The sequence below is a fragment of the Prosthecobacter sp. Pr1 genome, from assembly GCF_057652315.1.
In genome coordinates this window covers 23827-34992 of sequence record NZ_JBYFBS010000027.1, presented here as the reverse complement: position 1 = coordinate 34992, position 11166 = coordinate 23827, and the positions used below count along the sequence as shown (strand labels likewise).

The 11166-nt window shown below is 60.9% G+C and carries 9 protein-coding genes; 4 read left to right on the top strand and 5 right to left on the bottom strand.

Annotation, left to right across the window (positions count from 1 at the left end; all coding sequences use genetic code 11):
• Positions 1-26: 26 nt before the first annotated feature.
• Positions 27-1181, bottom strand: a complete 1155-nt coding sequence (locus AC24GY_RS27175) for an efflux RND transporter periplasmic adaptor subunit (RefSeq protein WP_487689428.1) — start codon at positions 1179-1181, stop codon at positions 27-29.
• Positions 1182-1250: 69 nt separating this feature from the next.
• Positions 1251-1847, bottom strand: coding sequence for a TetR/AcrR family transcriptional regulator (locus AC24GY_RS27170; RefSeq protein WP_422320973.1), 597 nt, complete (start codon positions 1845-1847; stop codon positions 1251-1253).
• A gap of 117 nt (positions 1848-1964) precedes the next feature.
• Between AC24GY_RS27170 and AC24GY_RS27165 the strand changes: the two genes are divergently transcribed.
• Positions 1965-3437, top strand: coding sequence for a sigma-54-dependent transcriptional regulator (locus AC24GY_RS27165; protein WP_487689426.1), 1473 nt, complete (start codon positions 1965-1967; stop codon positions 3435-3437).
• Here the strand turns inward: AC24GY_RS27165 and queC are convergent.
• Together queC and queF are read right to left on the bottom strand one after the other, a co-directional pair.
• A complete protein-coding gene (queC, locus tag AC24GY_RS27160) occupies positions 3419-4081 on the bottom strand; it encodes a 7-cyano-7-deazaguanine synthase QueC (protein WP_487689424.1) in 663 nt (220 codons plus the stop codon). The two genes, AC24GY_RS27165 and queC, sit on opposite strands and share 19 nt — an antisense overlap.
• Positions 4078-4509 carry a preQ(1) synthase gene (gene queF, locus AC24GY_RS27155; protein ID WP_487689422.1) on the bottom strand — a complete coding sequence of 144 codons (432 nt, stop codon included), beginning with the start codon at positions 4507-4509 and terminating at the stop codon, positions 4078-4080. The genes queC and queF overlap by 4 nt, the downstream gene beginning before the upstream one ends.
• 103 nt (positions 4510-4612) lie before the next feature.
• Between queF and AC24GY_RS27150 the strand changes: the two genes are divergently transcribed.
• On the top strand, positions 4613-5398 hold the full coding sequence (locus AC24GY_RS27150) for an IclR family transcriptional regulator (RefSeq protein ID WP_487689420.1): 786 nt from the start codon (positions 4613-4615) through the stop codon (positions 5396-5398).
• Positions 5395-9099 (top strand): DUF1553 domain-containing protein, encoded by a 3705-nt coding sequence (locus AC24GY_RS27145; protein WP_487689418.1) that lies wholly within the window; start codon positions 5395-5397, stop codon positions 9097-9099. Before AC24GY_RS27150 ends, AC24GY_RS27145 begins: the two co-directional genes overlap by 4 nt.
• Positions 9100-9146: 47 nt before the next feature.
• Here the strand turns inward: AC24GY_RS27145 and AC24GY_RS27140 are convergent, their stop codons facing one another.
• Positions 9147-9542, bottom strand: coding sequence for a Uma2 family endonuclease (locus AC24GY_RS27140; RefSeq protein ID WP_487689416.1), 396 nt, complete (start codon positions 9540-9542; stop codon positions 9147-9149).
• A 140-nt stretch (positions 9543-9682) separates the two neighbouring features.
• Here AC24GY_RS27140 and AC24GY_RS27135 point away from each other — a divergent pair, with 140 nt between their 5' ends.
• Entirely contained in the window at positions 9683-11101 is a 1419-nt protein-coding gene (locus tag AC24GY_RS27135; RefSeq protein WP_487689414.1) for a DUF1501 domain-containing protein, read from the top strand.
• Positions 11102-11166: the final 65 nt, after the last annotated feature.

Genomic DNA, 11166 nt, shown 5'->3' with positions numbered 1-11166 from the left:
CGTGGTGGGGTTGTGGCGCTTCGCGGTTACTTGGCCGCCGTTTCCTTGGCTGGGGCGGCCTCCGTGGGCTGCACCGGCATGCCGGGCTGAGGCAGACGCGCCTGCCCGTTGACGATGATCTTGTCCCCTGCCACCAGGCCGCTGCGAATGATGCGCTTGCCGTCGATGTTCGGCCCTAGCACGATCGGCTTGTAAACCGACAGCGCGGGCGTTTTGGATTGATCGATCCCCAGCACAAACTTGTTGGCCTGATCGGTGAGGATGCTTTTTTCATCCACCAGCAGCGCCTTGTACTTGCCCGTCATCGGGATGCGGATGCGCGCAAACAAACCGGGGGTGAGAATGTTGTCGGTGTTCGAAAACTCGGCGCGCAGCACCATGCTGCCCGTGCCTGCATCCAGGCGGTTGTCATAGGACTCAATGTGCCCTTTGTGCGGGAAGTCCTTCTCATTGGAAAGCTGGAGCTCCACCGGCACACGACCGTCGCCGTTGGTGAAGGTCGTCTTGCTGCGTTGCATCTCTTGCAGCTTCAGCAGGCTGTTTTCGTCGATATCCGCATACACATAGACAGGGTCCACGGTGACGATGGTCGTGAGCAGCGTCGTGCCCGCCGTGACGAAATTGCCCGTGGTGGTGATCGCACGGCTGATGCGACCGCTGATCGGTGCTTTGACCGAGCTGTGTTCGAATTCGATCTCCGCGCTGTGCTGTGCTGCCTTGGCGGCCTCCAGCCCGGCTTTCGCCTGCAGGTTCATCGACTCACGCGCCTCCGCCTGCTCTGGGGCGATGGCTTTCGCCGCCAGCAGGGTCTGCACGCGGTCAAACTCCCGCTTCATCGCCATGGCATTCGCCTCCGCCCGCGCCACCTCGGCCCCCGTGGCACGCAGCCGCGTCTCAAACGGACGCTGGTCGATGGTGAAGAGCACATCCCCTTTCTTGACCAAGGCCCCGGCCTGGAAGTGGACTTCGGTGATGTAGCCGGACACGCGGGGCTTCAGGTCCACCGTCTCCACCGGCTCGACGCGCCCCGTGAACTCCTCCCACTCGACGAGTTCTTTCTGCTCAACCGGTGCGAGCGTCACCGGGGCCGGAGGCATCTGACCGCCGCCGTGGCCGCCCGCAGGCGGTTTGCCACAGGCAGCGAGGAGCAGGACGAATGGGAGGAGGGTTTGGAGTTTCACGGGGCGCGTTGGTTTTGGGGTGGGAAGTTGACCAGTTGGTTAATTTGAAAGCAAAAAAAAGGCATAACATCAGCCTTTGACGCCGAGAATGATCTTGGCCCCGGACTCGAATTCATCCAGGCGGCCGAGGTCATTCCACATGCGGGCGTGCAGCAGCAGCCCCTCGCTGTAGGCAAACACGATCCGTGCCAAAGCCATCGCATCATGCGTAACAATGCTGCCCTGCGCCTGCGCGTCACGGATGGCGCTCTCGTAGTAGCGGATGAACTGGCTCAGGATTTCCTGCAGTTTGTCACGCAACTTCTCGTCCACGGTGCTGACCTCCGCCCCCAAGGAATGGATGGGGCAGCCCAGCACGCGGCCATGCTTTTCAAACAACTCCTCCTGCTCCTGGCGGAAATTGCGGAAGCAGTGCATGATGCGCTCCACCGGCGGCACCACGGGGGAAAAGATCTGGTCCAGCTCCTTGCGGTGCTCGGTCCAGCCGTGGTCGATCGCGGCCAGGGCCAGCTCAGTTTTGGACTCAAAGAAGTGGTAAAAGCTGCCCTTCTTCACCCCTGCCCTTTCGCAAATGTGATCCACCGAGGTGCTGCCATAGCTGCCCGCCCAGATCAGTTCGATCATCGCTTCAATCAGGCGGTCTTTGGCAGTGGAGGTGCGTCCCATGGCAGTTTAGGTAATGAGCAGAGCCTTAGAATAGACTAGACGGTCAGTCAACAATTTTTCCACCTCCCTGATTGCCGCCTGCTCCTTCACCTTCCATAGTGTGCCATTCCTTCACTCATGAACGACCAAGCCACAGTTCTGATCGTCGATGACGAAAAGCACACCCGCGATGGCCTGCGCCTCTCGCTGGAGGATGACTTCGACTGCTACGTGGCCTCAAACGCCGCCGAGGCGATGGAATACCTCCGCAATGACCACATCGACGTCATGCTCACCGACTTGCGTCTGGGTGAGGACGACGGCATGAAGCTGCTGGATGCCGCCCTGGCCCTGCCCAAGCCACCCGTCTGCATCATGATGACCGCCTACGGCAGCGTGGACACCGCCGTGGAGGCCATGCGCCGGGGTGCCTACCATTTCGTCACCAAGCCGCTGAACCTCGATGAGGTGGAAATCCTCATCAAGCGCGCCCTCCGCAGCCGCTCGCTGGAGCATGAAAACGTCGCCCTGAAGCAGCAGGTGGAACGCAAATTTTCCATCGAAGGCATCCTCGGCCAGGCGGAGGTGATGAAACCCATCATCGACACCATCCAGCAGGTGGCCCCTTCCCGCGCCACGGTGCTGATCGAAGGCGAAAGCGGCACCGGCAAGGAACTCGTGGCCCGCGCCATTCACAATCTCAGCGGCCGCCCCAAGGCGAACATCGTCTCCGTGCACTGCGCGGCGCTCTCCCCGCAGATCCTCGAAAGCGAACTCTTCGGCCATGAGAAGGGCGCATTCACCGGCGCCCAGGAGCGCCGCATCGGCCGCTTTGAGCAGGCCAACGGCGGCACTCTCTTTTTGGATGAAATCGGCGAGATCGACGCCAGCACCCAGGTGAAACTGCTGCGCGCCCTCGGCGAGCAGACCATCGAGCGCGTCGGCAGCAGCAAACCGATCTCCATCGACGTCCGCGTCATTGCCGCCACGAACCGCGACCTCGCCAAGATGGTGGAGGAAGGCAAATTCCGTGAGGATCTCTACTGGCGCCTGCGCGTGGTCACCATCCAGCTCCCCCCGCTGCGCGCCCGCAAGAGCGACATCTCCGTGCTGGCGGACCACTTCCTCAAGGAACTCGCCAAGGCCAACGGCAAGACCTACAAGCCGCTCGGCGAAGACGCCCTGCCGGCAATGATGAATTACGACTGGCCCGGCAACATCCGCGAGCTGCGTGCCGCCATCGAGCACGGCGTGGTCATGAGCAACAGCAACCGCGTCATGCTCAAGCATCTGCCCTCCTACCTGCTCAATCCGCATGGTCTGGGCATCGGCTTGCGTGCCCCGTCCTTGATCGCCGCCAAAGACGCCGCCACCGCACCCGCTGGAGCCAGCACTGATCCCACGATCAAGCCGAAGAGCGATCTCGACATCACCGAGGCCGAGCACCACCTCATCCTCACTGCCCTGCAACGCAGCGGCAACAACCGCACCGTGGCCGCCGAGATGCTCGGCATGAGCCGCCGCACCCTGCAGCGCAAGCTCAAGGACCTCAACATGGTCCGCACGCACCGCCGCCGCGTCACCACGCCGGCTCAGACATCGGACTCGTAAACCGTCGGGTCATGGAGGCCGGCGAGCACAAAGGCCTCGATGCGCTCCACACAGGTGCCGCACTTTCCACAGTGCAAATCGCCGCCCTTGTAGCAGGACCACGTCTTGCCGTAGTCCACCCCCAGAGTTTCACCCAGCTTGGCAATGCCCGCTTTGTCGCGATGAATAAAGGGTCGCAGCAGTTCGATCCGCGCATAGGTTCCCTCACGCATCGCCGCAGCCATGCTCTGCATGAAATCCTCGCGGCAGTCAGGATAGATCATGTGGTCCCCCGCATGCGCGGCAATGACGAGGGCCTCGGCACCGCAGCTTTCCGCCAGCCCGCAGGCGATCGAAAGCATGATTCCGTTGCGAAAGGGCACCACGGTCTTCTTCATGTTCTCGTCCGCATAGTGCCCCTCGGGGATCGTACCGCCGGATTTCAGCAAGTCGGACGCAAAGTGCTGGTTCATGAACCCGAGGTCGATGATGTCGTGCTTTACACCCATCTGGGCACAGTGCCATGCAGCCAGCGGAATCTCGCGGTGGTTGTGCTTGGCGCCGTAGTCAAAACTCACCGCTCCCACGACCTCATTCTCATGACGCGCCCAGTAGAGGGCCGTCACCGAATCCATCCCGCCAGAGAGCAGCACGACCGTTTTCATTCGGGCAGTCTCAGGGTTTCTTCCATGTCAGGAAAACGCGCCTCGCAGGTGAGCTGGATGCCACCCCGCGCGCCAAACTTGCCACGCACCACCACCTGCTTCGGCGCACACGCTTTCACGATGTCATCCAGCACGCGGTTTACGATCGCCTCATTGAAGGACGCATGATTGCGATAGGAGGCCAGATAGAATTTCAACGACTTCGTCTCCACGCACGTCTCGTCAGGGATGTAGTAAATCTCCAGATGCGCCGAGTCCGGCTGCCCAGTCACGGGACAAATCGAGCTGAATTCCGGCGCGCTGAGGTGAATGCGGTAGTTCCGTCCCGGCGTGCGATTGGGAAACGTCTCCAGCACCGCCACATCCGGCGAAGCGGGGAGGCGGTTTTCAGAACGTCCGAGCAATGTGAGGTCTTTTTCCTGACTCATGTCCCCGCAGAATGCGGGAGAGCGCGGAGAATGCAATCGCGATGAACATCGGATCAAGATTGGGCGATAGTTTTCCAAATGTGGGAGCGTTTCTAAATTCAGAATGCTCAAAGAAGCCGCCATCCCACTCACTGACGACACGCTCGCCCCCGGTACGGAGCGCACGCTCGCCATCCTCGAACTCCTCGGACGCCACCGCGCCGGACTCAGTCTCACGGAGATTGCCCGCGAGCTTGATCTGCCGGTTAATTCCGTCTTCCGCATCACCGGCACGCTGCACAGCCGTGGCTACCTCCAGCGCCGTGAAGACGACAAACGCTTCGTTCTCACCAACAAGCTCTTCGACCTCTCCCGTCCCGTGGTGCGCGAGAAAAGCCTCGTCGTCTGCGCCTTGGAATCCCTCAAATGGCTGCGCGATGAAACCGGCGAAACCACTCAAATTCTCGCCAGCGTGAACCACAAGATGACCGTGCTGGAGCAGTGCATCTCCTCGCAGCCTATCAAGGTCAGCAGCACCGTCGGCCTGCAGGTGCCCATGTATTCCTGCGCCCCCGGCAAGGCAGTGCTTGCACACCTCCCGCCAGCGGAGCTTGAGAAATTCTTCGCCGCCGTTCAGCTCAAGCAGTACACGCCCACCACGCTTGCCACGCCCGAATCACTCGAAACCGACCTCGCCAAAACACGCAAGCGAGGCTTTGCCACCGACATCGCCGAAGGACTCGAAGGCATCCATTGTGTCGCCGCCGCCATCCTGGACGAGTACCATTACCCCGTTGCCGCCATCACCGTCATGTCCCCTTCCTTCCGCCTGAAACGCGACCAGTTCGACAAGGCCGGCAAGCTCTGCCTCGAAGCCGCAGCCGCCATCACCCGGAGGCTCCTGGCATGAACAAGTCTCTCTTCATCTCCGCCGCCGTGCTTCTGGGTGGCAGGCTTCTCGCAGCGCCCACGCCTGCGCAGATCGAGTTCTTCGAGGCCAAGATCCGCCCCATCCTCGCGCAGGAATGCTATGAATGCCACAGCACCGGCACCAAGAAAAAAGGCGGCCTCGTGCTCGACTCCCGCCCCGGCTGGCAGGCCGGTGGTGAATCCGGCGATGTCATCAAGCCCGGCGATCCCGACGGCTCGCTGCTCGTGCAAACCATCAAGCACCAGCACGAAGACATCAAGATGCCCAAAGCCGGAGCGAAGCTCGACGACAAAGTCATCGCCGACTTCGAACAATGGATTCGTGAAGGCGCAGCCGATCCACGCGACACACCACCTTCCAAGGCGGAGATCGCCAAAGAGACCGACTGGAAGAGCATCATCGAACGCCGCAAGCAGTGGTGGGCCTTTGTCCCCGTCTCCAAGCAGCCTGCGAACAAAACCATCGATGACTACATCGACGCCGAACTCACCAAGCAAGGCATTCCCGCCGCGCCTCCCGCCGATGAGCAGACACTGCGCCGCCGCATGAGTTACGTCCTCACCGGTCTTCCACCTGCGGGAAACCAGAGCATCGACGACCTGCTTGCGTCCCCGCACTTTGGCGAGCAATGGGCCCGCCACTTCATGGACTGGGTGCGCTACGCTGAAAGCTACGGCTCCGAAGGTGATCCCGCCATCCCCTACGCCTACCAGTATCGCGACTACCTCATCCGCGCCTTCAATGAAGACGTGCCCTATCCGCAGCTCCTCAAGGAAGCCATCGCTGGAGATCTTCTTGCCAAGCCCCGCATCAAGAACGGCCTCAACGAAAGCGCCATTGGCATCGCGCAATTGCGCATGGTGCTGCACGGCTTCTCACCGGTCGATTCGCTCGATGAAATGGTCACCTTCACGGACAACCAGATCGACACCGTCACCAAGGCCTTCCAGTCCCTCACCGTGAGCTGCGCCCGCTGCCACAATCACAAGTTCGACGCCATCTCCCAGGCCGACTTCTATTCGCTCTACGGCATCTTCACCAGCACCCACCCCGCTGTCATCGACGTCAATGCACCCGGCACCGGCAAGGCCGAACGTGAAGAACTCGCCAGGCTCAAGCAGCAGATCAAAGACGCGGTGGCCGCGCACTGGCTGAAGGTGGCGCCGAAGACTGTGTCCTACGACACCTCCGACTCCGCGCATCCCGGCCTCGACAAATACCAGTGGTTCACCAACGGCGTCAGCCTTACCAAGGCGGGCGAGTTCTCCGTTGCTCTTGAAGGCACGGGCATTGTCTCACAGATCTATCCCGGTGGTTATTTCAGCAACCTGCTCACCACCAAGGAGCGCGCCGTCGTGTTTTCAAACCGCTTCAAATGCGAAGGCGGCACGCTGTGGTTCCGCGTGGCTGGCAATGGCGGAGTGAAGGCCAAGTACGTCGTGGAAAACTACCCGCGCACAGGCACGATTCACAAAGCCGTGATTCTGAGCGAGCCCCGCGACGAGAAGCTCGGCTGGCGTTCGCTCGATCTCGAATTCTGGAAAGGCGACGAAATCTTCCTCCAGATCATCACCTCCGCCGACATGCCGGCTGAATACAACAAGGACGCACGCTCCTGGTTTGGCCTCACCGATGTCGTCATCACGAAAGACAAAAATCCTCCCACTGCCGAAGTGCGCACGCAGCTCTCCGCCGGTGAAGTCATTCAGGCATGGCAGAAGGGCACACTGAGCAACAGCCAGGCCGAGGCGCTCAACCGCCTCGTTCAGGCCGGCATGCTGCCGAATCATTTGAAGGACATTCCTGAAGCAGCCAAACTGGTGACCCGCTACCGCGAAATCGAAGCCAGGCTGCCCATGCCCACCCGCGTTCCCGGCGTCATCGAGGCCGATGCCAAAGACGCACCGCTGTTCGTGCGTGGCGATCACAAACAACCCGCTGAAGTCGTTCCGCGCCGCTTCCTCGATGCCCTCGATCCCACGCCCTTCAACACCAAGGGCAGCGGTCGCTTGCAACTGGCCGAGCACATGGCGGACATGAAAAACAATCCGCTCACCGCACGCGTCATCGTCAACCGCCTCTGGCATCACGTCTTCGGTCGCGGCATCGTCGCCAGCGTCGATAACTTCGGCAAGCTCGGCGACCTGCCCACGCATCCCGAACTGCTCGATTTCCTCGCCCAGCGCTTCATCGACAGCGGCGGCTCCATCAAAGCCATGCTGAAGCTCATCGTGAGCTCCAAAGCCTTCCAGCGCAGCGCGCAGGCGGCAGACATCGCCATGCAGAAAGACCCGGAAAACAAACTGCTGAGCCATTGGAGCATCCACCGTCTCGAAGCCGAGGCCATTCGCGACTCCATCCTCACGCTGACCGGCAAGCTCGAACCCGAACTTTACGGTGATTCAGTTGGCAGCGGCACACCACGCCGCAGCATCTACGTCAAAGTGATTCGCAATTCACTCGACCCCTTCCTCACCACCTTCGACTCGCCCGTTCCCTTCAGCACGCGTGGCAAGCGCGACACCACCAACGTCCCCGCGCAGTCGCTCACCCTGCTCAATGACAACAACGTCATCCGCTGGTCCCGTGAATGGGCGCTGCGCTCCAGCAAGGTCGAAGCCGAAGAGCGTGTGAAACAGATGTTCCATGAAGCCTTCGCCCGCGAAGCCACAGCGGACGAAGTGCAGCAAAGCCTCGCCTACCTCACGTCCTTGCAGCAGGAAAACAACGCACGCTCCCAGGAGCTTGCCGTTCAGGAGCAGGAACTCGCCACCTTGAACCGGCAGATCACCGCCATCCTCGATCCCGCACGCATCAAGCTGCAGGCCGAACGCAAACTCCCCGCCGCCCCCGTCAACACTCCAGAACCGCTGGCCGAGTGGACCTTTGACAAGGATGCCAAAGACACTAAGGGCAGCATGAATCTCGAACTCGTCGGCACCGCCCACATCGAAAAAGGCGCGCTCGTTCTCGATGGCAAGTCGATGGCCAAATCAGGCTCGTTGCCGAAACCCATCAAAACCAAAACCCTCGAAGCCTGGGTCATGCTCGACAACCTCGCCCAGCGCGGCGGCGGTGTCGTCACCGTGCAGCACAAAGACGGCGGACAGTTTGATTCCATCGTCTTCGCCGAAAAGACCCCGCAGCACTGGGTCGCCGGCAGCAACTTCTTTGACCGCAGCGAACTCTTTGAAGGCACGGCCGAAACCGAGGCTACCACCCGCCCTGTGCATGTCGCAGTCGTGTATCAGCCCGATGGCACAATCAGCGGCTACCGCGATGGCAAACCCTACGGCCGCACCTACCGCAAAGCCCCCGCAGCAGTCTTTGAAGCCGAAGCCTCCCAAGTCCTCCTCGGCTGCCGTCACGGCCCTCCCGCAGGCAACAAAGGCCTGACCGGCCGCATCTTCCGCGCCCGCCTTTATGATCGTGCTCTGACTCCCGAAGAAATTGCCCAGACTGCCCGCATCGAGGCCAGCAACATCACCGAGGCCGACATCATCGCCACCCTCACCGCCGAGCAGCGCGTTCAACTCTCCAAGCTCAACACCAAGCGCAAGCAGCAGTCCACCCAGCTCGAATCCCTCCGCGCAACCGCCAGCGACGATCCCGAACTCCAAGCGTGGACCAGCCTCGCGCAGTCACTCATCAACCTGAAGGAGTTCATCTACCTGCAATGAAAGCGCCTTCAAAATCCGAGGCAGCGTCAAGACTCCATCGAAACGCATCACCACTCGAACTTCACCGGAAAATCCGGGCAGAGCTTCGAAGTCGTCGCAGCAGGCTCATCATGCCGGTAAAACAGCATGTTTCCATCCTCGTCACAAAACCACACCTCCTCCGCGCCGCGTGCAAAGTAGAGCTGCATCTTGCCCATCATCTCGACAACGCTGTTCGAGTAGGATCTGATCTCGACGCAAATCTCGGGTGCAATGGGCATCGAAGCAGATCGACGATGGGGTTGGAGACGGTCAGTGGAAACCCATGCGACATCAGGAACTTTAACACCGTCGGAGGTTTCAACAGCACACTCGGTGATCACACGCCCTCCAGGCAGAGCATCGGCAAGTTTGCGAGCGATTTCAGACTGAAAACCACCCTGCCAGTTGGCAGTGGAGCTCATGACGATTTGATTGAACCGGTTTGTTTCAATCTTGTACGGCAAGTCCTGCAGAGTGCGGTCTTCGCAAATTTCTTTCCACGTGCGCATGGCTCAGAGATGACCTCGCCCCCGATTTCTCGCAACATTCATTTCTCGCTTTCATGAACGCCCCCCTTTCCCGCCGCCAGCTTCTCTCCCGCGCCTCCACCGGCTTCGGCATGGCCGCCCTTGCAGGCCTCATGCAGGAGCAGGCGCTTGCAGACATGCCGCTTGTTCATCGTGCGAAAAAATTCGCTCCGAAGGCACGCAGCGTGATCTTTCTCTACATGAGTGGAGGCGTGTCGCATGTCGATTCCTTCGATCACAAGCCGATGCTGACGAAGTTTGCCGGCCAGCCGATGCCCGGTGCGGTGAAGAAGACGCAGTTCAACAACAACGGCACGGTGCAGCCCTCGCACTGGGAGTTCAAACGTCGTGGACCGTCAGGCTTGGAGGTGAGCGATTTGTTTCCCCAGGTCGGCGGCGTGGCGGATGAGCTCTGCATGATCCGCAGCATGACGGCGAAGTTCAGCGAGCATGCGCAGGGGAACTTCTTCATGCACACCGGCTTTCCCTTCCTCGGCTTCCCCAGCGCCGGTGCATGGACGAGCTACGGCCTCGGCACCGAGTCGCGCGATCTGCCCGGCTACATCGTGCTGCAAAGCGGCGGTGCATCCACCCCACATGGTGGCGTGGGCTTGTTCAGCAATGGCTTCCTGCCCGCGCAGCATCAGGCCAGCATTGTGAAGGCAGATGAAGCCGAAGCCGTCGTCAACATCCGCCCGCGCCAGCCGCAGGACATGCAGCGCAGGCAGCTCGATTTCATCGGCGCGATGGACCGCCGCTTCGTCAGCACCACACAGCACGACATGCACGTGGAGGCCGCCATCTCCAACTACGAGATGGCCTGGCGCATGCAGTCCGCCGTGCCCGATCTCTGCGACATCTCCGGCGAAACTGAAGCGACCAAGAAGCTCTACGGCCTTGATGACCCGGAGCCAAAAAAAGCCGCCTACGCACGCCAGTGCCTGCTCGCGCGCAGGCTCGTCGAACGCGGTGTGCGCTTCATCGAGCTCAGCACCCTCGCTTACAACGTCGGTGGCGGCAACGGCGCCAACCCCTGGGATCACCACAGCGCCATCGTGGAAGGCCACGGCAAGATGGCGAATCAGATCGACCAGCCCATCGCTGCACTCATCAAAGACCTCCGCTCACGCGGCCTGCTGGACAGCACCCTCGTTGTCTGGGGCGGTGAATTTGGCCGCACTCCCTTTGCGCAGGGTTCCAACGGCCGCGACCACAACCCCTACGGCTTCACCGTCTGGATGGCCGGCGGCGGTGTCAAAGGAGGTCATGTGTACGGTGCCACCGATGACTTCGGCTACAACGCCGTCGAAAACATCACCAGCGTCTATGACATGTGGGCCACCGTATTGCATTTGATGGGCATTGATCACGAACAGCTCACCTACCGCTTCAGTGGTCGTGATCTGCGCCTCACCGATGTACACGGTAACGTGCTGCGCGATGTGATCGCGTAAGCAGCAGGAGGTAGGGCCGGGCTGCCTCAGCCCGCCGCGTGAGTCCACGCACAACCTTGAGAGCC

What these genes read in the sequence shown, in the direction of transcription:
- AC24GY_RS27170 (WP_422320973.1), bottom strand. Translation starts at nt 1,847, where the DNA reads ATGGGACGCACCTCCACTGCCAAAGACCGCCTGATTGAAGCGATGATC.
- queF (WP_487689422.1), bottom strand. Translation starts at nt 4,509, where the DNA reads ATGAGTCAGGAAAAAGACCTCACATTGCTCGGACGTTCTGAAAACCGC.
- AC24GY_RS27165 (WP_487689426.1), top strand. Translation starts at nt 1,965, where the DNA reads ATGAACGACCAAGCCACAGTTCTGATCGTCGATGACGAAAAGCACACC.
- AC24GY_RS27140 (WP_487689416.1), bottom strand. Translation starts at nt 9,542, where the DNA reads ATGAGCTCCACTGCCAACTGGCAGGGTGGTTTTCAGTCTGAAATCGCT.
- queC (WP_487689424.1), bottom strand. Translation starts at nt 4,081, where the DNA reads ATGAAAACGGTCGTGCTGCTCTCTGGCGGGATGGATTCGGTGACGGCC.
- AC24GY_RS27150 (WP_487689420.1), top strand. Translation starts at nt 4,613, where the DNA reads ATGCTCAAAGAAGCCGCCATCCCACTCACTGACGACACGCTCGCCCCC.
- AC24GY_RS27145 (WP_487689418.1), top strand. Translation starts at nt 5,395, where the DNA reads ATGAACAAGTCTCTCTTCATCTCCGCCGCCGTGCTTCTGGGTGGCAGG.
- AC24GY_RS27135 (WP_487689414.1), top strand. Translation starts at nt 9,683, where the DNA reads ATGAACGCCCCCCTTTCCCGCCGCCAGCTTCTCTCCCGCGCCTCCACC.